This is a genomic window from Janthinobacterium leeuwenhoeki (genome assembly GCF_051380795.1).
Lineage (GTDB): Bacteria > Pseudomonadota > Gammaproteobacteria > Burkholderiales > Burkholderiaceae_D > Janthinobacterium.
This window is the reverse complement of sequence record NZ_JBNYXT010000022.1, coordinates 1-21005: the sequence shown is the minus strand read 5'-3', so window position 1 is coordinate 21005 and position 21005 is coordinate 1. Positions and strand designations below refer to the sequence as shown.

The window sequence follows — 21005 nt, the reverse complement described above, 5'->3', positions numbered from 1 at the left end:
AAAACAAAAAAGCCAGGCTAGGCCTGGCTTTCTTAGATGCAATTACTGGGATTACTCGCCAGCAACTTCAACTGCTTCGGTCGTATCTGGACGATCCATCAGTTCAACGAACGCCATAGGAGCGTTATCGCCGACGCGGAAACCCATTTTCAGGATACGCACATAACCGCCGTTACGGTTGGCGTAACGTGGGCCCAGTTCAGCGAACAGCTTCAAGACCATTTCACGATCGCGCAGGCGGTTGAAGGCCAGACGCTTGTTTGCCAGGCAATCAGTTTTGCCCAGGGTCAGAATTGGCTCGACAACGCGGCGCAGTTCTTTTGCTTTTGGCAGGGTGGTTTTGATCGCTTCGTGACGCAGCAGCGATACTGTCATGTTGCGCAGCATTGCCAGACGGTGGGACGAGGTACGATTCAGTTTACGGAGGCCGTGACCGTGACGCATGATAAATCCTTTCGGTGAGTGTTTAAATTCCAGCTCTTCGATCGATGAAGCTAGTGCAACATCGCGGGCCGGTTTGGTGCTTCAAAATAAAAGCCTGGGACACCTGTCCCAGGCAGTTTGCTACAACTACGAATTACTTTTCCAGGCCGGCAGGCGGCCAGTTTTCCAGCTTCATGCCCAAGGTCAAGCCGCGCGATGCCAGCACTTCCTTGATTTCGTTCAGGGACTTGCGGCCCAGGTTTGGCGTTTTCAGCAGTTCGTTTTCCGAACGTTGGATCAGGTCGCCGATGTAGTAGATGTTTTCCGCTTTCAGGCAGTTCGCCGAACGCACGGTCAACTCCAGGTCGTCGACTGGACGCAACAGGATAGGATCGACCAGCGGAGCGCGCGATGGCGCTTCGGCGGCAGCTTCCGTGCCTTCCAGGGCAGCGAACACATTCAACTGGTCCACCAGAACGCGGGCCGACTGGCGGATCGCTTCTTCCGGCGAGATCACGCCGTTGGTTTCGATGTTGATGATCAGCTTGTCCAGGTCGGTACGCTGTTCAACGCGGGCCGATTCAACGAAGTACGATACACGGCGCACTGGCGAGAACGACGCATCCAGAATGATGCGGCCGATGGTCTTGTTCGTGTCTTCCGACAGGCGACGCACGTTACCAGGAACGTAGCCGCGGCCTTTTTCAACCTTGATCTGCATGTCCAGCTTGCCACCAGCGGTCAGGTGGGCGATCACGTGGTCAGGGTTGATCAGTTCGACGTCATGCGGCAGGTCGATGTCGGAGGCCAGGATCGCGCCTTCGCCTTCTTTTTTCAGGGTCAGGGTTACCGAATCGCGGTTGTGGACTTTGAAAACCACACCCTTCAAGTTCAGCAACAGATCGACGACGTCTTCTTGCACGCCATCGAGGGAGGAATATTCGTGGACGACGCCAGCGATCGTCACTTCGGTCGGCGCGTAGCCTACCATCGACGACAGCAGAACGCGGCGCAACGCGTTACCCAATGTGTGGCCATAGCCGCGCTCGAACGGTTCCATCACGACCTTGGCGTGACCTGCACCGAGAGCTTCAACATCGATAATACGTGGCTTCAACAAACTGTTTTGCATGAAATGTCCTTTTCAATACCCTCGGCTCATTACACCGATAAGGCTGATGGCATTAGTGAAACGCCCACTTTACAAAAGCAAAGTGGGCGGAGATCTTGCTACTGACTACTATTAACGCGAGTACAGCTCGACGATCAGCGATTCGTTGACGTCGTTAGCGATTTCGTTACGCTCTGGCAGGGACTTGAAGGTGCCTTCCATTTTCTTGGCATCAACCGAAACCCAGCTAGGCATACCAACTTGTTCAGCCAGCGACAGTGCTTCAACGATACGCACTTGCTTTTTCGATTTTTCACGAACAGCAACGATGTCGCCAACTTTGACCGCGTACGAAGCGATGTTCACAACGATACCGTTCACGGTGAACGCTTTGTGGCTGACCAATTGACGCGCTTCAGCGCGGGTCGAGCCAAAGCCCATGCGGTAGCAAACGTTGTCCAGACGCGTTTCCAGCAACTTCAACAGCGTTTCGCCGGTGTTGCCTTTACGACGGTCTGCTTCAGCGAAGTAGCGGCGGAATTGACGTTCCAGCACGCCGTACATGCGTTTTACTTTTTGCTTTTCGCGCAGTTGGTTACCGTAGTCCGAGGTGCGGGCGCCGGATTTGACACCGTGCTGGCCTGGTTTGACGTCCAGTTTGCACTTGCTGTCCAGCGAGCGACGTGCGCTCTTCAGGAACAGGTCAGTACCTTCACGGCGGGAGAGTTTTGCTTTAGGTCCGATATAACGTGCCACGATACTTCCTTTTTTTAATGATAACGCCCCAGCCACATGCATGATCAAACACGCTGCTGCGGTTAGGCGCTAGTCTGACTCAGCTTCAATCAGACGGTGGCTGAAAACGAAAAACCCGCCAAATAGAATTTGACAGGCAAGAACAGCCGGGCAGTATAACCGTTTCCGGCTCCCTGCTCCAGCGATTTCACACAACTGTACTGAGTTACAACAGACAGCAAAGCAGCTGGCGCCGAAGCGCCCTCTGCAACACTATCTTAGATACGACGACGTTTCGGTGGACGGCAACCGTTGTGCGGTACCGGCGTCACGTCCTGGATCTCGGTGATCTTGATGCCCAGGTTGTTCAGCGCGCGAACGGCGGATTCACGACCAGGACCAGGGCCCTTGATACGTACTTCCAGGTTCTTGACGCCACACTCAACAGCCACTTTACCAGCGGCTTCCGCGGCGACCTGCGCTGCGAACGGGGTCGATTTACGCGAACCCTTGAAGCCTGCACCGCCGGAGGTAGCCCACGACAAGGCATTGCCTTGACGATCGGTGATGGTAATGATGGTGTTATTGAACGAAGCGTGGACATGTGCAATGCCTTCAGCGACGTTCTTTTTAACTTTTTTACGCACGCGTGCTGATGCGGCGTTATTTTGCGACTTAGCCATAATTATTCCCTAGCGGATTATTTTTTCAGCGATTGAGCGGCTTTACGCGGTCCCTTGCGGGTACGTGCGTTCGTACGCGTACGCTGGCCACGGCAAGGCAGACCCTTACGATGACGCATGCCGCGGTAGCAACCCAGATCCATCAAACGCTTGATGTTCATGGACAGTTCACGACGCAGATCGCCTTCGACGATGAATTTACCTACTTCATCGCGCAGCTTTTCCAGTTCGCTGTCATCCAGATCTTTGATCTTTTTGTTGGTTGCTACACCGGTCGATGCACAGATTTTCTCTGCGCGTGGACGGCCCACACCGTAGATGGCCGTCAGGCCGATAACGGTATGCTGATGATTTGGGATATTAACCCCTGCAATACGTGCCATTTGTTATTCCTCGATTAACCTTGACGCTGCTTGTGACGTGGTTCCACGCAGATAACGCGGACTACGCCTTTGCGCTTGATGATCTTGCAGTTGCGGCAGATCCGCTTGACTGATGCGAGAACTTTCATTTTTGGGCTCTTTCTTTCGCTTCTTTGGTTTGATTCAGTGTGTTACTTGGTACGGAACACAATGCGGGCTCGGCTCAGGTCGTACGGCGTTAACTCCACCGTCACCTTGTCTCCAGGGAGAATGCGAATATAGTTCATCCGCATTTTACCTGAAATATGCCCGAGCACCACGTGTCCGTTCTCCAGCTTCACTCGAAATGTTGCATTTGGGAGATTCTCAAGAATCTCGCCCTGCATCTGTATGACGTCGTCTTTTGCCATTCGGTATGTTTACCGCGCTTAACGCGTCGGAATTCCGCCCTTGAAATTTGCTTTGCGCAGCAGCGAATCATATTGCTGCGACATCACGTAGTTCTGTACTTGCGCCATGAAATCCATGGTGACAACTACAATAATCAATAAAGAAGTACCGCCGAAATAGAATGGTACTTTCCACTGGGCTTGCATAAATTCCGGCAATAAACACACCAGGGTGATGTAGACTGCGCCGGCAAGTGTCAAGCGTGTCAGGATCTTGTCGATGTAACGGGCTGTCTGCTCGCCTGGACGGATCCCGGGAATGAACGCACCGCTTTTCTTCAAGTTATCCGCTGTTTCCTTGCTGTTAAACACCAGCGCTGTATAGAAGAAACAGAAAAACACGATCGCCACTGCGTACAACAGCGCATGGATAGGCTCACCAGGCCCCATCGATGCTGCCAAATCTTTCAAGAACCGCACCGCAGGGTTAGCGTTGTCGGCGCCCTTTGAAAACCAGTCCACGATAGTGGCCGGAAACAAGATGATCGAAGAAGCAAAGATCGGCGGGATCACGCCGGCCATGTTCAGCTTCAACGGCAAATGGCTGGTTTGACCGCCATAAATCTTGTTGCCTACCTGGCGCTTCGCGTAATTGACCAATATTTTGCGCTGACCACGTTCGACGAATACAACGAAGTACGTTACCAGTGCTACCAGAATCACGATGAAAATCGCGCTGAAGCTGCCGATCGAACCATTCGACACCTGAGTGAACAAGCCACCCAACGCCGACGGCAGACCTGCTGCAATCCCGGCAAAAATGATGATCGAGATGCCATTACCCAAACCACGCTCGGTAATTTGCTCACCCAACCACATCAAAAACATTGTTCCGGTCAACAAAGTGACGACCGTCACGAAGCGGAATGCAAGACCAGGTTCCAACACCAGACCAGCTTGCGACTCCAGTGCGACTGCAATGCCTAACGCTTGGAACAGTGCCAGGGCAACCGTGAAATACCGGGTGTACTGGGTGATCTTGCGACGACCTGCTTCGCCTTCTTTTTTCAACGCTTCCATCTGCGGTGACACGATCGACAGCAATTGCATGATGATCGAGGCCGAGATATAAGGCATGATACCCAGCGCAAACACTGTAAAACGAGACAAGGCACCGCCCGAGAACATGTTGAACATGCCCAGGACGCCGCCTTCGTGCTCCTTGAACAGCGAGGCTAATTGTGTCGGGTCAATCCCGGGAACCGGGACGTGAGCACCGATACGATAAACCACCAATGCGCCAAGCAAAAACCAGAGCCGTCCCCAAGGGAAACCGGCCGCTGCACTTTTAGCAAGTTGTGGATTAGTCGCCAATTTTCGCTCCGATCAAGCTGTTAGCGGTCAACTCAGGCTACCGAGCCGCCGGCTGCTTCGATGGCTGCTTTCGCGCCAGCGGACACTTTCAAGCCCTTCAAATTCACCGCTTTGGTGATTTCGCCGGACAAGATCACGCGCACGTCACGGGCCAACACGCCCAGAACGCCAGCTTGCTTCAAGACCAGAATGTCGACATCGCCAACCGCCAGGTTGTTCAGATCGGACAGGCGCACTTCAGCTTTGAAGGTTGCGTGCATCGATTTGAAACCGCGCTTAGGCAGACGGCGTTGCAGAGGCATCTGACCGCCTTCGAAACCGACTTTATGAAAGCCGCCCGAACGCGATTTCTGACCTTTGTGACCACGACCCGAGGTTTTACCCAGGCCGGAGCCGATACCGCGACCGACGCGACGCTTGTAGTGCTTAGCGCCTTCGGCTGGTGCAATAGTATTCAATTCCATGATTTGCTCCGTTCGTGTAAGCCCGAAGGCTTACCCGACAACTTTAACGAGATACGATACTTTATTGATCATGCCGCGTACGGATGGGGTGTCTTGCAATTCGGAAACCGAATTTACACGACGCAGACCCAGACCGCGCACGGTAGCGCGATGCGATTCGCGCGTACCGATCAAGCCCTTGACCAATTGCACTTTGACTGTGTTTGTCATTTTGTCCACCTTAAGCCAGAATGTCTTCAACCGACTTGCCGCGTTTGGCAGCGATATCGGAAGCAGTGCTCATTTTCGACAGGCCGTCCAGCGTAGCGCGTACCAGGTTGTATGGGTTGTTCGAACCGGTGGATTTCGCCACCACGTCCGTCACGCCCATCACTTCGAAGATAGCGCGCATTGCGCCACCAGCGATAACGCCAGTACCAGGCTTAGCTGGGTTCATCAGGACCTTGGAGGCGCCGTGACGACCAACAACCGTGTGATGCAAGGTACCGTTTTTGAGCGGTACTTTGATCAGGTTGCGACGGGCTTCTTCCATTGCCTTCTGCACGCCAACTGGCACTTCTTTCGATTTGCCCTTGCCCATGCCGACGCGGCCATCGCCATCACCAACTACGGTCAGCGCGGCGAAACCCATGATACGACCACCCTTGACCACTTTGGTCACGCGGTTGATCGCGATCATTTTTTCGCGCATGCCATCATCCGGCTTGTCGCTTTGCATTTTTGCTTGCATTTTTGCCATGATTGATCCTTAGAACTTCAGACCGGCTTCGCGTGCGGCTTCTGCCAACGCTTTCACACGGCCGTGGTAACGGAAACCGGAGCGGTCGAACGCAACTTCGGTAATTCCTGCTTTCAACGCTTTTTCAGCGACGCGCTTGCCGATCAAGGCTGCAGCAGCGGCATTGCCGCCTTTGCCGGATTGGCCTGCCAGTTCAGCGCGAACTTCCGCTTCAGCCGTCGAGGCCGAAACCAGGACTTTAGCGTCCGGGCTGATCAGGTTGGCGTAAATGTGCAGGTTGGTGCGATGCACCGACAAGCGATTTACTTTCAATTCCGCAATCTTGATGCGGGTTTGGCGTCCGCGGCGAAGCCGTGATTCTTTCTTATCCATCGTCAGCCCCTAATTACTTCTTCTTGGTTTCTTTAAGCTTAACCACTTCGTCCGCATAGCGAACGCCCTTGCCTTTATAAGGCTCAGGAGCGCGGTAAGCACGAACTTCAGCGGCTACCTGGCCAACCTGTTGACGGTCGATACCTTTAATCAGGATCTCGGTCGGGGTTGGTGTTGCGCAGGTAACGCCAGCTGGCATGTCATGCACTACAGGGTGCGAGAAACCCAGGGACAGATTCAACTTGTCGCCTTGAGCTTGCGCCTTGTAACCCACGCCTACCAGGTTCAGCTTTTTCTCGAAACCCTTGGTGACGCCAACAACCATGTTGTTGACCAGTGCGCGCAGCGTGCCGGACATGGCATTGGCTTCGCGGCTGTCGTTCGCCACGTCGAAACTCAGGGTTCCTGCATTGTTTTCCACTTTAACCTGGCCGGTGAGGGCCTGGGAAAGTACGCCCAGCGGGCCTTTTACGGTGATCGCTTGTGCGGAGATGGCGACTTCGGCGCCAGCTGGCACTACGATAGGCATTTTAGCTACTCGAGACATGTGTAACTCCTTAAGCCACGTAGCAAATAACTTCGCCGCCGACACCGGTAGCGCGTGCTTTGCGGTCAGTCATGACGCCTTGCGGAGTCGACACGATCGCCACACCCAAGCCATTCATCACAACAGGGATCTCGTCTTTACCCTTGTAGACGCGCAGACCCGGACGGGACACGCGCTCCAAGCGCTCAATGACGGGACGGCCAACATAATACTTCAAACCGATTTTCAGTTCCGCTTTGCCACCAGCTTCGGCAACAGCGAAATCTTCAATGTAACCCTCGTCCTTCAGGACGCTGGCAATCGCAATTTTGACTTTCGACGATGGCATGGCCACGGTCGTCTTTTGCACGCCTTGTGCATTGCGAATGCGGGTCAGCATATCGGCGATAGGATCGCTCATACTCATTGCATATTCTCCTATTACCAGCTTGCTTTTGTCATACCCGGAATTTCACCACGCATGGCGAATTCACGGAGCTTGATACGACCCAGACCGAATTTACGGAATGTGCCGCGCGGACGACCAGTGATGGCGCAACGGTTACGTTGACGCGTCGGGTTCGAGTTACGTGGCAGCGCCTGCAATTTCAGGCGAGCTTCGTAGCGCTCTTCTTCCGATTTCGATTGGTCATCGACGATGGCCTTGAGAGCTTCGCGCTTAGGGGCGAATTTCGCCACCAGGTCAGCACGCTTGATCTCACGATTAATCAGTGACAGTTTGGCCATGATCAGTTCCTGAAAGGGAATTTAAAGGCGGCGAGCAAAGCTTTGGCTTCGTCATCGGTCTTAGCGGTTGTCGTGATGCTGATATTCATACCGCGCAACGCGTCAATCTTGTCGTATTCGATTTCAGGGAAAATGATCTGTTCCTTGACACCGATGTTGTAGTTGCCACGACCATCAAATGCACGGCCGTTCACACCACGGAAATCGCGTACGCGCGGCAGAGCCACGGTAATGAAGCGATCCAGGAACTCGTACATGCGAGCGCCGCGCAGGGTGACCATCGTACCGATCGGGTAACCTTCACGGATTTTGAAGCCTGCGATCGCTTTGCGGGACTTGGTGGTCACTGGCTTCTGGCCGGCGATCTTGGTCAAGTCAGCAACTGCGTGCTCGAGAACTTTTTTATCCGCGATAGCCTCACCAACACCCATGTTCAGGGTGATCTTGGTCAGGCGTGGAACTTCCATTACCGACTTATAACCAAACTTGCTGGTCAGGTCGGCAACGACTTTTTCTTTATAGAATTCTTGGAGACGTGCCATGATTTCTTAAGCCTTCACTACTTCGCCGGAGGATTTAAAGATGCGGACTTTCTTGCCGTCCACTTCTTTGAAACCCACGCGATCTGCCTTGCCAGTCGCTGCATTAAACAATGCAACGTTGGACACGTGAATTGGCATGGTCTTATCGACGATACCACCAGTTACGCCAGTCATCGGGTTTGGCTTAGTCGCTTTTTTAGCGATGTTAATGCCGTCAACCACGATATGTTCAGCATCGATACGCTGCTGTACCACACCACGTTTGCCCTTGTCTTTCCCGGTCAGAACGATGACTTCGTCGTTTTTACGAATCTTATCCATTACGACTCCTTACAGGACTTCCGGTGCCAGGGACACGATTTTCATGAACTTCTCAGTACGCAGTTCGCGTGTGACAGGTCCAAAAATACGGGTACCGATCGGTTCCAGCTTGGCGTTCAACAGAACGGCGGCATTGCCGTCGAACTTCACCAGGGAACCGTCTTGGCGGCGAACACCTTTAGCGGTGCGCACAACCACGGCGTTATAAATTTCACCTTTTTTGACACGGCCACGTGGCGCAGCAACCTTAACGGTTACCTTGATCACATCGCCAATGCCAGCATAACGGCGCTTGGAGCCGCCCAATACCTTGATGCACATTACTTCTTTGGCACCGGTATTGTCAGCCACTTCGAGCCGGCTTTCAGTTTGAATCATAGTATTCTCTTTCCCAACTTAAGCCGAAGAATCCACACAATGTAGACCCACGGTCAGTCTTGGTCCCGCCAGAGCCGCCCTGCTGGGCTTCACTGTTTGGGTGCATGACCTTCATACATCAACTGACCGCGAATGCTACTGTCTGTGGCCAGACACTTTGCGGCGTTACATGAACGAAGCCCGCAAGTATTACATACAATTTGCGGGCCTGCAAGTACTAATTAAAACCCACCGCCGAAACGGTGGTTTTTATTTAAACGGTTGGTGCGGCTTGAACCACACGTGTTACCGTCCATGCCTTCGTTTTGGAGATCGGGCGACCTTCCTGGATCTCGACCGTATCACCGGCCTTGACTTGGTTGGTCTCGTCATGCGCGTGATACTTGTTCGAGCGCATGATGATCTTGCCATACAAAGGATGTTTTACGTGGCGCTCGATCAGAACGGTAACGGTCTTGTCCATCTTGTCCGAAACCACTTTACCGATCAGCGTGCGCTTGAGCGACTGTTTCACTGGTTCGTTCATTTGGCTTCCTTCAGATTCATTACCGTCTTCACACGCGCGATATCGCGGCGTACCTTCTTGAGCTGCGAAGTGTTGCTCAGCTGCTGCGTAGCGATTTGCATGCGCAGGCCGAACTGTGCCTTCAACAGGTCATTCAGCTCTTTTTGCAGAGCTGGCTGGTCCTTGCCGCGGAGTTCAGATGCTTTCATATACAACTCCAATTATTGGCCGACTTGGCGGATGACAAACGTCGTCGCCAGTGGCAGTTTAGCGGCGGCAAGACGGAAAGCTTCCCGTGCCAGCGCTTCATCAACGCCATCCATTTCGTACAGTACTTTGCCTGGCTGAATTTCAGCGACGTAGTACTCAGGATTACCTTTACCGTTACCCATACGGACTTCAGCCGGTTTGTTCGAAATCGGTTTGTCCGGGAAAATACGGATCCAGATACGGCCACCGCGCTTGATGTGACGCGTCATTGCACGACGCGCCGCTTCAATTTGACGCGCAGTGATACGACCGCGCGCAACTGCCTTCAGACCGAATTCGCCAAACGACACGGCGGTGCCGCGGCTGTGCGAAATACCGGTATTACGGCCTTTCTGCTCTTTACGATACTTTCTGCGTGCTGGTTGCAGCATGATTATTCTCCTGCTTTCTCAGCTGGTGCTGCTGCGGCGGCCGGTTTAGCGGCGGTACGCACACGTGCACCTGGTGCTGTGGATGGTTTCGCACCGGCACCGGCTGGACGTGGACGGCCAGCTGGCTTGCCATCGTCACGGCGTGGGCCGCGGCTTTTCTTCTCGTCAGCTGGGGTATCGATGACTGGTGCATCGCCGTTAGGCGCGCGGTCACCTTTGTATACCCACACCTTGACACCGATGATGCCGTAGGTGGTCGACGCTTCGCTGGTACCGTAGTCGATATCGGCGCGCAGGGTATGCAGAGGCACGCGGCCTTCGCGGTACCACTCTTTACGCGCGATTTCGATACCGTTCAGACGGCCGGACGACATGATCTTGATACCGAGAGCACCCAGGCGCATTGCATTTTGCATTGCACGCTTCATGGCGCGGCGGAACATGATCCGTTTTTCCAGCTGCTGAGCGATCGAATCGGCGATCAGTTGCGAGTCGATTTCTGGCTTGCGAATTTCTTCGATGTTCACGTGAACAGGTACGCCCATGATCTTGGTCAGCGCGGACTTCAGTACTTCGATGTCTTCGCCTTTTTTACCAATGACCACGCCTGGACGCGAGCTGTAGATCGTGAAGCGCGCGTTCTTAGCTGGGCGCTCGATAACGATGCGACCAACGGATGCGTTCTTCAGTTTCTTTTTCAGGTAAGCACGTGCTTTCAAGTCTTCGTTCAGCATGGCAGCGAAATTACCGTTGCCTGCATACCAGCGCGAAGCCCAGTTACGGGTGACCGCCAGACGGAAACCGGTTGGATGAATTTTCTGACCCATCGTGGCTCCTTAGTTACCGACAGTCACGTAAACGTGACAGGATTGTTTCGAAATACGGTCGCCACGGCCTTTTGCACGCGCGGTGAAGCGCTTCAGGACCGGGCCCTTTTCGACGTAGATCGTTTTCACGAACAATTCGTCGATGTCCGCGCCATCATTGTGCTCGGCATTCGCAATAGCGGATTCCAGAACGCGCTTGATGATCGCAGCACCTTTTTTCGGGCTGAATTGCAAGATGTTGAGTGCAGCGTCAACTTTCTTGCCACGGATCAGGTCCGCAACCAGGCGGCCCTTTTGGTCCGACAGGCGCACACCTTTGAGGATAGCTTTAGTTTCCATTATTTCTTAGCCTTTTTGTCAGCTGCATGGCCCTTGAACGTACGGGTCAGTGCGAATTCGCCGAGCTTGTGACCAACCATGTTTTCGGAAACATAAACCGGCACGTGCAGCTTGCCGTTATGAACCGCGATCGTCAGGCCGATAAAGTCAGGCATGATTGTCGAACGACGCGACCAGGTTTTGATTGGCTTTTTGTCTTTGGCTGCTTGCGCGGCTTCAACTTTTTTCACCAGGTGGGCGTCACAGAACGGCCCTTTTTTCAATGAACGTGTCATGTGCTACCCCTTATTTCTTGCCGCGGCGCGAGACGATCATGGAAGTCGTACGCTTGTTGCTGCGTGTTTTCTTACCCTTAGTCTGTTGGCCCCAAGGCGAAACTGGATGACGACCAGCTGCTGTTTTACCTTCACCACCACCGTGCGGGTGATCGACCGGGTTCATGACCACACCGCGAACGGTAGGACGAACACCGCGCCAGCGCATCGCACCAGCTTTACCGATTTTACGCAGGCTGTGCTCGGCATTGCCGACTTCACCAACCGTTGCGCGGCACTCGATGTGCACGCGACGTACTTCACCCGAGCGCAGACGCACTTGAGCGTAGGTACCTTCACGTGCCATCAGCACAACGCCAGCGCCGGCGGTACGTGCCATTTGGGCACCTTTACCTGGCAGCATTTCAACGCAATGCATCACGGTACCGACTGGGATGTTACGGATTGGCAAGCAGTTACCCGATTTGATCGGTGCTTCCGAACCGTTCATCACGCTGTCGCCAACGGCCATGCCTTTGGTTGCGATGATGTAGTGACGTTCGCCGTCGGCGTAGCACAACAGAGCGATATTCGCGGTGCGGTTTGGATCGTATTCGATACGTTCCACTTTCGCTGGAATACCATCTTTGGTGCGCTTGAAGTCGATCAAGCGGTAGTGTTGCTTATGACCACCACCGATATGACGGGTGGTGATGTGACCGTTGTTGTTACGACCAGCGGTCTTGGATTTCTTTTCAACCAGGGCAGCAAATGGACGACCTTTGTACAGGTCGGCATTCACCACCTTCACCATGCCGCGACGGCCTGGCGAGGTTGGTTTCATCTTAACGAGTGCCATTATGCAGCCTCCTCGGAGAAGTTGATTTCCTGGCCAGGCTTCAGGCACACGAAAGCACGCTTGGTATGGTTACGACGACCGTTGAACTTGCCGGTGCGCTTTTGCTTACCTTCGCGGTTTGCAGTTTGCACGGACAGAACTTCAACCTTGAACAGCAGTTCGACCGCTGCCTTGATTTCAGGCTTGGTTGCATCCGGCAGTACGCGGAATACAATTTGCTCGTTCTTTTCCGCGACCATGGTGGCCTTTTCGGAAATGACCGGCGCCAACAGCACCTTCATCAAGCGTTCTTCGCTATGTTTCAAAATCGCGCTCATGCCAGCATCTCCTCAATCTTAGCCAATGCAGCTTTGGTGACCAAGATCTTCTTGTAGAACACCAGGGACATCGGGTCTGCGTGACGTGGCTCAACGACGAGTACGTTAGGCAGGTTGCGCGATGCCAGTTCCAGGTTTTCGTTCAGAACGTCGGTGATGATCAGAACCGAATCAAAGCCCAGGCCGTTCAATTTTTGCGACAGCAGCTTGGTTTTTGGCGCGTCGATCGTCAGATCGTCGATGACGATCAGGCGCTCTTCGCGAGCCAGCTGCGACAGGATCGAGCAGATACCTGCGCGATACATCTTTTTGTTCACTTTGTGGGTGAAGTTTTCGTCAGGCGAGTTCGGGAAAATCCGACCACCGCCGCGCCACAGTGGCGACGACGACATACCAGCACGAGCGCGGCCGGTACCTTTTTGGCGCCATGGCTTTTTCGTCGTGTGGTGAACTTCTTCACGGTCTTTTTGCTTGCGGTTACCACTACGTGCATTCGCTTGATAAGCGATGACGACTTGGTGGATCAGCGCTTCATTGTAGTCACGGCCGAAAATCGTATCGGCTGCAGCAACGTTCGAGGCGGCTTGACCTTGCGCATTCAGAAGCTTGAGTTCCATCGTTTAAGCTCCCTTCTTGGCTTTGGTTTTGATGGCTGGCGAGACAACTACCTGGCCATTTTTCGCACCTGGAATCGCGCCTTTGACCAGCAACAGCTGACGGTCGGCATCGATACGGGCGATCACGAGGTTCTGGATCGTACGGTTAACGTCACCCAGATGACCGGTCATGCGCTTACCAGGGAAAACGCGACCTGGATCTTGTGCCATACCGATGGAACCTGGAACGTTGTGCGAACGCGAGTTACCGTGCGTTGCACGGCCAGAAGCGAAGTGGTAACGTTTGATAACGCCTGCATAGCCTTTACCGATGGTAACGCCTTGCACGTCGATCTTTTGACCGACTTCGAACAGGGAAGCAGCGACAACATCGCCAGCTTTCAGTTCAGCCGCTTTAGCAGCATCGACACGGAACTCTTTCAACAGAGTACCGGCTTCAACACCAGCTTTAGCGTGATGACCAGCAACAGCTTTGGTCACGCGGGAAGCGCGACGTTGACCGAATGCGACCTGAACAGCGGAGTAACCATCTGTTTCAGGGGTTTTGATTTGCGCAACACGGTTGTTCGATACGTCCAACACGGTGACCGGGATCGAATCCCCTTCATCCGTGAAAATGCGCATCATACCAACCTTGCGACCGAGAAGGCCTAGGCTCATTTTTTCTCCATTCCCACCTGCGATTGGGCGGGGCTTGTTTAACTACAAAGTAACGTAGGACTCAAAAAAGACGAATCCATACCGAAGCCGGCTAGTATATAGCACAAAAACCCTTGACGCAACAAGTTAACACGAGGTATGTCAAAGTGTTGCGCGACGCCCCTGCGGGAGTTGTCGGCGCGCCGAAAAAAACCTGCTGCAGGGCAAGCTAACGGACGAAAAGCACGGCTTCATGCGGCCTGGCGGACGATGACAGAAACACACGCGCCGCGAAATGGCATGCGCGCCCCACCCCGCCCCTCCCGGACGCGAGGCCCGAAAAAAAGCCAGCCCGGGCATATACCGTCCGCTCTGGCTGGAAGGCGGCGCATGGCGCGCGGGTAGCGTTTATTCCTGCGGCACTCCTTTACCAATCTGATACCAGTCCACCTTGCGCGTCGCCACCATGATGGCTGCCAGCACGGCAAACAGCAGGATGCTGCCCATCACCAGCGCATTGTTTTCCGAGCTCAGCAAGCCGTACAGCGCGCCATACAGCATGGTCAGGGCCACACCGAAGCCGATGCCGCGCCAGGCGTTGTGCAGCACGTGCACCAGATAAAAGCTGGTCAGCGCGATACAGGCGGCGCTGGCGATCAGGTAGGCGGCCAGGAAGGCGATGTGCTCGGCCAGGCCTACCAGCAGCAGGAAAAAGATCACCAGCGACAGGCCCACCAGCAAATACTGCACCGGGTGGATCGGCAGGCTTTTCAAAATTTCAAAGATGAAGAAGGCGGCAAAGGTCAGCGCCACGAACAGCAAGCCGTATTTGGTGGCCCGGTCCGACTGCGAATACACATTCACGGGCTCGATGAAGCCCACGCTGAAGCGGTCCACCTGACCCAGCGGCGCACTGTCTGGCACCTTGAATTCTCCCTCGATGGTGCTCAGCTGCGTTTGCGCATTGGTGGCCAGCGAGGAGATGTTCCACTCGACCTGAAAGCCATCGGCATTGATCTGGCGATGTTTCGGCGACGGCAGGAAGCGGCCGCCAAACTGCGGATGGGGCCAGTTCGACTTGATGCTGATCTGGCTGTTTTTCGCCACCGGGACGAAATGCTGGCGTTCGATGCCATCGAGGCCCAGGTCAAAGCTGAATTTCACCTGTTGCGCCTGGGCCAGCGGCATGGCGCCCAGCGGCGCATGCAGGCCGCTGCGGAAGGCAAACAGCTCGGTGCCCTGCTCGAATTCGATCTTCTGGCCGCCCCAGTCGATTTTCGGGATGTTGCGGATGCCGCGCACGTCCTCGATGGACAGGGCCACGAAAGGCGTGCCCAGGGTCACGCGCGAGTCCGGCGACTTGCGCGGCAGTTGGCTGCCGGCCGGCACCGTGAAGTCGCCCTGGAAGGCATGCTGGCCGCTGTAGACCAGCACCTGATGAATGCCGCGGTAGCGGCGATCCGCGTCGATGCTGCCATTGATCAGCAGGTTGTTCGGGTAGGCGAGAAAGCGGCGCTGCACCGTGCGGTGCAGCAACTCCGTGCGCACGGGCGACTTCGCTTCCTTGTCATCGCCGCTGGCCACTTCCACGCGCTCTTCGTACTGTTCCGTGTAGGGAATCACCAAGATGGGGCCGATGATGGTTTGTTCGCGCACCGAATCGGCGGCGATGCTGTTGACGGCTTCCTGGCGGAATTCCATCCGCTCCTTGATCGTTTCCTGAATCATCAGCAAAGGCAGGCCGATCAGCAGCATCAGGCCGAACACGATCAACGCTTTGACGAATAGAGTTTTTTGCATGGCGCATCCTTGAAGTAAGGATGCCAGTGTAAAAAAGCTGTATGCGCTGACGATGCAGTCTGTGTGAAGCCGGCAAATAAAGTGTGCTACGCCAGCGGCAGGCACAGGCGCGCACAGGCGCCGCCCTCAGTATGATTGAGCACTTCGACCGTGCCGCCATGCAGGGAAGCGACCTCGCGCACAAAGGGCAGGCCCAGGCCCGTGCTCTTGCCGGCGCTCGGGCGCGGCAAGGAATAAAAACGCTCGAAGACGCGTTCGAGCGCATACGCGGGGATGCCCTCGCCTTGGTCGCGCACGGCAATTTCCATCTGGCTGCCCTGGCGATGCGCCGTCAGGTCGATGCAGCTGCCGGGCGGCGCAAAGCCAGCCGCATTGTCGAGCAGGTTGCCCAGCGCCTGGCGCAGCAGCAGGGCGTCCCCGGCCACGCTCCCCTCTTCCGCCTGCAACTGCAGGCGCACGCCACGCGCTGCCAGAGTGGCGGCTGCGTCCTGCGCCACTTGCGCCAGCAGGGGCGCCAAGGCGATACGCTCGGGCTTATCCAGGCGCTGCTGCTTTTCCACGCGCACGAGGGCCAGCAGCTTGTCGATCAACTGCCGCTGGCGCGCATTCTGTTCCAGGATACTGGCGAGGAACTGGCGGCGCTCGGCCGGCGGCATGTCTTCCTGCAGCAGTTCGGCTGAGGCCTGGATGGCAGCGATCGGGCTTTTCAATTCATGTGCCAGGGTGTGCATCAGCTGCTCCACATATTCCTTCCCTTCCAGGCGCGTGCGCATCACCTCCAGCGCCCGCCCCAGGGTGCCGATCTCGTTCCTGCCCAGCGCCGGCAGCGCCACCTTGCGCCCCGCTTCCACGTCGCCGATGTAATGCATCAGCTTGCCCAGCGCATGGTGCAACCACCAGGCAAATGCCAGGCCGATCAGCAGGGACAACAGCAACAGCACGGCGCCACGCTGCAATATCTTGCGCTGGCTGCGCTCGACAAACGCTTGCACGCTGGCGTTCGGCTTGGCCACCGTCAGCACGCCGATCACCTCATTGCCGTCACGAATCGGGGCGGCCACATGCATCACCGTCGACATCTCGTCGTCTGGCCGGCTGCGCGTGCTGCGCGCGCCATACTTGCCCTGCAAGGTGAGATACACGTCATTCCAGCGCGAATAGTCGCGCCCCACGTCGCGCCCGCTGGAATCGAACAGTACGATGCCATGCCGGTCCGTGATGGTGATGCGGTAATCGAGCGTGCGCTTGCGCACGCCATTGATACTGACGTCGACACCATGGCGCGCGTAATCCTGCATGCGTTCAGCCAAGGGCGATTGCGCCAGCGTGCCCGCCTTTACGTCGGGCGCCACCAGGCTGGCCAGCAATTGCGAGGTATCGACCAGGGTGTCTTCCAGAGTCGAGCGCACGCCCGGCTTGACCTGCTCCATGAAGACGTTCAGCAGGAACCACGCGGCCAGGCCCACGATCAGGAAGTAGCCCAGCAGGATGCGCAGGCCGATTTTCATGCGCTGGCCAGGCTATAGCCGAGGCCACGGTGGGTGTGGATAGGGTCGACCTGCGCATCCACGACACGCAGCTTGGCGCGTAGCGATTTGACGTGCGCATCGACGGTGCGCTCGAGCGTGTCGGGCGCACCGCTCCACACGCGCTCCATCAACTGCGCGCGCGACAGCACGTGGCCTGGATGCGCCAGCAGGGTTTTCAGCAACAGGTATTCATAGCGGGTCAGGTCCAGCGGCTGGCCGTGAAACAGCACTTTCGCCTCCAGCGCGCGCAACTCGAAGCGCGCCGGCGCGGCGACTGGCGCGGCTATCGTCATGCCAGTCTCGCGCGGCACCTGGGCGACGCCTGCGCGGCGCAGGATAACGCGGATGCGCGCCACCAGTTCGCGCGGCGAAAACGGTTTGGTGACGTAATCATCGGCGCCGATTTCCAGGCCGACGATGCGATCGATCTCGTCGCTGCGGGCCGTCAGGAAGATCACCGGCACCTCGGAAAACTGGCGCAGCCGGCGGCACACTTCCAGCCCGCTCATGTCGGGCAAGCCCACGTCGAGCACCACCAGCACGGGCATCTGCGCCGCTTCGCCGGGCGCTGGGCGCAGCGCGGCCAGGGCGTGCTCGCCCAACATCACATGGCGCGGCGTAAAGCCGTCCGTGCGCAGGGCATAGGCGATGCTGTCGGCAATCGCCTGTTCATCTTCCACGATCAGGACAGTCTTGGACATGGCGGCGGCACGCATTAATGGACAAGCCCGGAGTATCCCTGAAGCGGGCAAGCGACGTCAATCGCGCGCCTTGCGGTGCGCCGGCAAAAAGCCACCCGCCCCAGAAAACTTATAGTATATTTACCGCAGCATGACTCCACTGATACACCGTGTCCAACACCCGTCCGAGGAGACTATGAAGACCCATACCATCAGCCTGCTATGCGCTGTCAGCCTGCTGGCCGCCTGCGCGGCGCCAGCGACGCTCCCCACTTCCAACGCACAACACGACGCCTGCAACGCGGCCGAGCTCAAAGGCCAGTTTGGTGAAGCGGAACTGGCTTGCGTACAGGCGCTGCGCAGCGCCGAGCAGGCCGGTGCCAGCGCGGATATCCTCTCGCAACGCCAGTACAACCTGGGCCGCATCAAGCGCTTGCAGGGCAAGAATGCCGAAGCGGAGCAGTTGTACCGGCAAGCCCTGGCCACGGAAGAAGCGGCGCAACCACGCAGCGATGCGCGCATCGGGCGCCGCATGGTGGAGCTGGCGTCGGCGCTGGCGGCGCAAGGCAAGTGGCAGGAAGGCACGGGATACCTGGAGAAAGTGCTGCCGCTGCTGCCGAAGCTGTCATCCGCCTCGCGCACGCATTCGGCGCAAGTGCTGCGCCAGTACGCCAAACAGCTGCAAGGCGGCCCGCAGGCGGCGCTCGGCAATCGCTTCGACGCGGTCGCGGCCAGCCTGTAAAAGAGACTCCCGGGGCCCGGCCTACGGCTGGGCGACGTGGATGCTGGCCTTGATGTGCTTGAGGTGGGCCACGATGGTGAACGTCATCACCACCAGCAGAGACCATGAGCTCCATTTGCTGACATGCACCACCGACCAGGCGCCAAGCTGGTTCGGATAGCGCCACACGCCCCAGAAGGTGCTGATGTTTTCAGCCAGCCAGATAAAGAAGCCGACCAGCACGAAACCGAGCAGCAAGGGCATGCTGCGGTCGCGGTCGAGCGGACGGAACACCACGGTGGTGCGCGCGTACAAGCCCAGCGCGCAGGCGGCCAGATACCAGCGATAGTCGCCGATGTAGTGATGGGTGAAGAAGTTGGCGTAGATCAGCAGCGCGATCAGCACCGCCATCCAGTACGGCGGATGGTGGCGTATCCGCATGTCGAGCAGGCGCCAGGTCTGGATGATGTAGCTGCCGACGGCCGCGTACATGAAGCCGGAAAACAGGGGCACGCCGAACACCTTGCTGTAGGCGAAGTCAGGATAGCTCCACGACTGGATCGCCCCCGATACCTTGAACACCTCCAGCGCGAAGCCGACCGCATGAAACAGGCAGATGGCTTTCAATTCATCCCACGTTTCCAGTCCGCCCCACAGCATCGCACCCTGGATCGCCAGGGCCGCCAGCAGCAGCACGTCATAGCGCGGCAAGCCGAACAGGCCGGCGCGCGGCACCAGGAACACGGTAGCAAAAAACAGTCCCACGAACAGGCACGACCTCGCCTCCTTGATGCCGAAATACAGGAATTCGGTCAGGAAGCGCGGCCAGCCGCGCAAGCGCTGACGGGGAGTGGCATTTAACAGGTGGGTATCGAGGGCATTGAGCATGCAGCAACTTTATCGGCCGCCCGCAGCGCTGTAAAGCGATTTTGCACCTGCACCCAGGGGCCGCCAGCGTTGGGCAGGCACCAATAGCAATGGGGCCGGGCGCACTCACGATCGTGAGCAGGCCCGGCCCCATCATCAGGCAGCGGGACACCCCGCCGGCCTGGAACAGCTGTCAACACCTTGTGTTATGGTGTTGTCAGCCGCCCTTGAAACTCTTATTGCAGTTTGATTTCGACATCAACACCAGCTGGCAGGTCCAGCTTCATCAGCGCGTCAACGGTTTTGTCCGTTGGGTCAACGATGTCCATCAGGCGTTGGTGCGTACGGATCTCGAACTGATCGCGCGAAGTTTTGTTGACGTGCGGGGAACGCAGCACATCGAAACGTTGAATACGGGTAGGCAGTGGTACTGGGCCTTTGACGACAGCGCCGGTGCGCTTCGCGGTTTCAACGATTTCCAGAGCGGACTGGTCGATCAGTTTGTAATCGAAAGCCTTCAGGCGGATACGGATTTTTTGGTTTGGTGCCGACATGATATTTCCTTAAAAGAACGAACCGCGCGGTCTGCACGGCAATGAGGTAATACGGGAATTTCTGACGCAACAACCGTCAGGGTCGACATGATAGCACCAAAATGCTTGCCCACCCCGGCAGTTGAATAAAAAGAAGGGCGCCGGGCGACGACGCGTCTTCTTTTATGCAGGCTTAAGAATTAAGCCAGGATTTTTGCAACAACACCAGCGCCGACGGTACGGCCGCCTTCGCGGATAGCGAAGCGCAGACCTTCTTCCATCGCGATCGGGTTGATCAGCTTGACAGTGATCGACACGTTATCGCCTGGCATGACCATTTCTTTGTCTGCTGGCAACTCGATCGAACCAGTTACGTCCGTCGTGCGGAAGTAGAACTGTGGACGATAGTTGTTGAAGAATGGCGTATGACGGCCGCCTTCGTCTTTCGACAGAACATAGATCTCGCCGGTGAAGTGAGCATGCGGCTTGATCGAACCTGGCTTTGCCAGAACTTGACCACGTTGCACGTCTTCACGCTTGGTGCCGCGCAGCAGCAGACCAACGTTGTCGCCTGCTTGACCTTGGTCCAGCAGCTTGCGGAACATTTCCACGCCGGTGCAAGTCGTTTTGACGGTATCGATAATACCGACGATTTCGATCTCTTCGCCGACTTTAACAATGCCGCGCTCGATACGACCGGTTACCACGGTA

35 protein-coding genes are annotated in these 21005 nt (G+C 56.3%); 1 reads left to right on the top strand and 34 read right to left on the bottom strand.

Translation table 11 applies throughout. The features are described 5' to 3' along the window. Positions 1 to 51 precede the first annotated feature (51 nt). The 31 genes from rplQ to creB all read right to left on the bottom strand — a co-directional run bounded on the left by rplQ (position 52) and on the right by creB (position 18194). Positions 52 to 444: a 50S ribosomal protein L17 gene (rplQ, locus tag ACQ4WS_RS17025; RefSeq protein WP_131688284.1), complete on the bottom strand. Its 393-nt coding sequence runs from the start codon at positions 442 to 444 to the stop codon at positions 52 to 54. A gap of 133 nt (positions 445 to 577) precedes the next feature. Next, a complete protein-coding gene (locus ACQ4WS_RS17020; protein WP_008444343.1) occupies positions 578 to 1555 on the bottom strand; it encodes a DNA-directed RNA polymerase subunit alpha in 978 nt (325 codons plus the stop codon). Positions 1556 to 1666: 111 nt separating this feature from the next. Continuing rightward, positions 1667 to 2290, bottom strand: a complete 624-nt coding sequence (rpsD, locus tag ACQ4WS_RS17015) for a 30S ribosomal protein S4 (protein WP_010394478.1) — start codon at positions 2288 to 2290, stop codon at positions 1667 to 1669. 257 nt (positions 2291 to 2547) lie between these two features. Next, positions 2548 to 2952 (bottom strand): 30S ribosomal protein S11, encoded by a 405-nt coding sequence (rpsK, locus tag ACQ4WS_RS17010; RefSeq protein WP_010394475.1) that lies wholly within the window; start codon positions 2950 to 2952, stop codon positions 2548 to 2550. Positions 2953 to 2969: 17 nt separating this feature from the next. Further along, a complete protein-coding gene (gene rpsM, locus ACQ4WS_RS17005) occupies positions 2970 to 3335 on the bottom strand; it encodes a 30S ribosomal protein S13 (RefSeq protein WP_046681666.1) in 366 nt (121 codons plus the stop codon). A 14-nt stretch (positions 3336 to 3349) separates the two neighbouring features. Then, positions 3350 to 3463, bottom strand: a complete 114-nt coding sequence (gene rpmJ, locus ACQ4WS_RS17000) for a 50S ribosomal protein L36 (protein ID WP_010394471.1) — start codon at positions 3461 to 3463, stop codon at positions 3350 to 3352. 42 nt (positions 3464 to 3505) lie between these two features. Continuing rightward, positions 3506 to 3724, bottom strand: a complete 219-nt coding sequence (infA, locus tag ACQ4WS_RS16995) for a translation initiation factor IF-1 (protein ID WP_005663428.1) — start codon at positions 3722 to 3724, stop codon at positions 3506 to 3508. 18 nt (positions 3725 to 3742) lie between these two features. Further along, complete coding sequence (gene secY, locus ACQ4WS_RS16990; RefSeq protein WP_010394438.1) at positions 3743 to 5077, bottom strand: preprotein translocase subunit SecY; 1335 nt, start codon at positions 5075 to 5077, stop codon at positions 3743 to 3745. Positions 5078 to 5109: 32 nt separating this feature from the next. Further along, positions 5110 to 5541: a 50S ribosomal protein L15 gene (rplO, locus tag ACQ4WS_RS16985; protein ID WP_034753211.1), complete on the bottom strand. Its 432-nt coding sequence runs from the start codon at positions 5539 to 5541 to the stop codon at positions 5110 to 5112. Positions 5542 to 5571: 30 nt separating this feature from the next. Beyond that, positions 5572 to 5751 (bottom strand): 50S ribosomal protein L30, encoded by a 180-nt coding sequence (gene rpmD, locus ACQ4WS_RS16980; protein ID WP_010394435.1) that lies wholly within the window; start codon positions 5749 to 5751, stop codon positions 5572 to 5574. A 10-nt stretch (positions 5752 to 5761) separates the two neighbouring features. Next, positions 5762 to 6280 (bottom strand): 30S ribosomal protein S5, encoded by a 519-nt coding sequence (gene rpsE / locus ACQ4WS_RS16975; protein WP_010394433.1) that lies wholly within the window; start codon positions 6278 to 6280, stop codon positions 5762 to 5764. Positions 6281 to 6289: 9 nt separating this feature from the next. Then, a complete protein-coding gene (rplR, locus tag ACQ4WS_RS16970; protein WP_010394431.1) occupies positions 6290 to 6652 on the bottom strand; it encodes a 50S ribosomal protein L18 in 363 nt (120 codons plus the stop codon). A gap of 13 nt (positions 6653 to 6665) precedes the next feature. After that, the gene (gene rplF, locus ACQ4WS_RS16965) at positions 6666 to 7199 is read right to left on the bottom strand and encodes a 50S ribosomal protein L6 (RefSeq protein WP_034778281.1); all 534 of its coding nucleotides are present in this window, start codon (positions 7197 to 7199) and stop codon (positions 6666 to 6668) included. 10 nt (positions 7200 to 7209) lie between these two features. Continuing rightward, the gene (rpsH, locus tag ACQ4WS_RS16960; protein ID WP_034753208.1) at positions 7210 to 7605 is read right to left on the bottom strand and encodes a 30S ribosomal protein S8; all 396 of its coding nucleotides are present in this window, start codon (positions 7603 to 7605) and stop codon (positions 7210 to 7212) included. Positions 7606 to 7619: 14 nt separating this feature from the next. After that, positions 7620 to 7925: a 30S ribosomal protein S14 gene (gene rpsN / locus ACQ4WS_RS16955; RefSeq protein WP_010394423.1), complete on the bottom strand. Its 306-nt coding sequence runs from the start codon at positions 7923 to 7925 to the stop codon at positions 7620 to 7622. Positions 7926 to 7927: 2 nt separating this feature from the next. Then, entirely contained in the window at positions 7928 to 8467 is a 540-nt protein-coding gene (gene rplE / locus ACQ4WS_RS16950) for a 50S ribosomal protein L5 (protein WP_010394421.1), read from the bottom strand. 6 nt (positions 8468 to 8473) lie between these two features. After that, positions 8474 to 8788: a 50S ribosomal protein L24 gene (rplX, locus tag ACQ4WS_RS16945; RefSeq protein WP_034753204.1), complete on the bottom strand. Its 315-nt coding sequence runs from the start codon at positions 8786 to 8788 to the stop codon at positions 8474 to 8476. Positions 8789 to 8797: 9 nt separating this feature from the next. Continuing rightward, entirely contained in the window at positions 8798 to 9166 is a 369-nt protein-coding gene (gene rplN / locus ACQ4WS_RS16940; protein WP_008444317.1) for a 50S ribosomal protein L14, read from the bottom strand. A 253-nt stretch (positions 9167 to 9419) separates the two neighbouring features. Next, positions 9420 to 9692: a 30S ribosomal protein S17 gene (rpsQ, locus tag ACQ4WS_RS16935; protein ID WP_010394415.1), complete on the bottom strand. Its 273-nt coding sequence runs from the start codon at positions 9690 to 9692 to the stop codon at positions 9420 to 9422. Then, positions 9689 to 9880 carry a 50S ribosomal protein L29 gene (gene rpmC, locus ACQ4WS_RS16930; RefSeq protein WP_010394412.1) on the bottom strand — a complete coding sequence of 64 codons (192 nt, stop codon included), beginning with the start codon at positions 9878 to 9880 and terminating at the stop codon, positions 9689 to 9691. Before rpmC ends, rpsQ begins: the two co-directional genes overlap by 4 nt. Before the next feature lie 12 nt (positions 9881 to 9892). After that, positions 9893 to 10312, bottom strand: coding sequence for a 50S ribosomal protein L16 (gene rplP / locus ACQ4WS_RS16925; protein ID WP_034753201.1), 420 nt, complete (start codon positions 10310 to 10312; stop codon positions 9893 to 9895). 2 nt (positions 10313 to 10314) lie between these two features. Continuing rightward, the gene (gene rpsC / locus ACQ4WS_RS16920) at positions 10315 to 11139 is read right to left on the bottom strand and encodes a 30S ribosomal protein S3 (RefSeq protein ID WP_034753199.1); all 825 of its coding nucleotides are present in this window, start codon (positions 11137 to 11139) and stop codon (positions 10315 to 10317) included. A gap of 9 nt (positions 11140 to 11148) precedes the next feature. Further along, positions 11149 to 11481 (bottom strand): 50S ribosomal protein L22, encoded by a 333-nt coding sequence (gene rplV, locus ACQ4WS_RS16915; protein ID WP_170840583.1) that lies wholly within the window; start codon positions 11479 to 11481, stop codon positions 11149 to 11151. Beyond that, on the bottom strand, positions 11478 to 11753 hold the full coding sequence (gene rpsS / locus ACQ4WS_RS16910) for a 30S ribosomal protein S19 (protein ID WP_008444295.1): 276 nt from the start codon (positions 11751 to 11753) through the stop codon (positions 11478 to 11480). The genes rplV and rpsS overlap by 4 nt, the downstream gene beginning before the upstream one ends. Before the next feature lie 10 nt (positions 11754 to 11763). After that, positions 11764 to 12591 (bottom strand): 50S ribosomal protein L2, encoded by an 828-nt coding sequence (gene rplB / locus ACQ4WS_RS16905; RefSeq protein WP_034753198.1) that lies wholly within the window; start codon positions 12589 to 12591, stop codon positions 11764 to 11766. Next, positions 12591 to 12908, bottom strand: a complete 318-nt coding sequence (gene rplW / locus ACQ4WS_RS16900; protein ID WP_010394398.1) for a 50S ribosomal protein L23 — start codon at positions 12906 to 12908, stop codon at positions 12591 to 12593. The genes rplB and rplW overlap by 1 nt, the downstream gene beginning before the upstream one ends. After that, positions 12905 to 13525 carry a 50S ribosomal protein L4 gene (rplD, locus tag ACQ4WS_RS16895; RefSeq protein ID WP_034753197.1) on the bottom strand — a complete coding sequence of 207 codons (621 nt, stop codon included), beginning with the start codon at positions 13523 to 13525 and terminating at the stop codon, positions 12905 to 12907. The genes rplW and rplD overlap by 4 nt, the downstream gene beginning before the upstream one ends. A 3-nt stretch (positions 13526 to 13528) precedes the next feature. Further along, positions 13529 to 14185: a 50S ribosomal protein L3 gene (gene rplC, locus ACQ4WS_RS16890; protein WP_010394393.1), complete on the bottom strand. Its 657-nt coding sequence runs from the start codon at positions 14183 to 14185 to the stop codon at positions 13529 to 13531. A 387-nt stretch (positions 14186 to 14572) separates the two neighbouring features. Next, positions 14573 to 15964: a cell envelope integrity protein CreD gene (creD, locus tag ACQ4WS_RS16885; protein WP_436478125.1), complete on the bottom strand. Its 1392-nt coding sequence runs from the start codon at positions 15962 to 15964 to the stop codon at positions 14573 to 14575. A gap of 86 nt (positions 15965 to 16050) precedes the next feature. Next, entirely contained in the window at positions 16051 to 17472 is a 1422-nt protein-coding gene (gene creC / locus ACQ4WS_RS16880) for a two-component system sensor histidine kinase CreC (RefSeq protein WP_436478123.1), read from the bottom strand. Beyond that, on the bottom strand, positions 17469 to 18194 hold the full coding sequence (gene creB, locus ACQ4WS_RS16875) for a two-component system response regulator CreB (protein ID WP_436478121.1): 726 nt from the start codon (positions 18192 to 18194) through the stop codon (positions 17469 to 17471). The genes creC and creB overlap by 4 nt, the downstream gene beginning before the upstream one ends. A gap of 175 nt (positions 18195 to 18369) precedes the next feature. Between creB and ACQ4WS_RS16870 the strand changes: the two genes are divergently transcribed. Further along, positions 18370 to 18915, top strand: a complete 546-nt coding sequence (locus ACQ4WS_RS16870) for a tetratricopeptide repeat protein (RefSeq protein ID WP_436478119.1) — start codon at positions 18370 to 18372, stop codon at positions 18913 to 18915. Positions 18916 to 18936: 21 nt separating this feature from the next. On the opposite strand, the gene ACQ4WS_RS16865 is transcribed toward ACQ4WS_RS16870, so the two are convergent. The 3 genes from ACQ4WS_RS16865 to ACQ4WS_RS16855 all read right to left on the bottom strand — a co-directional run. Then, positions 18937 to 19782, bottom strand: coding sequence for a DUF817 domain-containing protein (locus ACQ4WS_RS16865; RefSeq protein WP_436478117.1), 846 nt, complete (start codon positions 19780 to 19782; stop codon positions 18937 to 18939). 215 nt (positions 19783 to 19997) lie between these two features. Continuing rightward, a complete protein-coding gene (gene rpsJ / locus ACQ4WS_RS16860) occupies positions 19998 to 20315 on the bottom strand; it encodes a 30S ribosomal protein S10 (RefSeq protein ID WP_010394389.1) in 318 nt (105 codons plus the stop codon). 179 nt (positions 20316 to 20494) lie between these two features. Beyond that, a partial coding sequence (locus ACQ4WS_RS16855) for an EF-Tu C-terminal domain-related protein (protein WP_436478115.1) occupies positions 20495 to 21005 on the bottom strand: 511 nt, incomplete at its 5' end.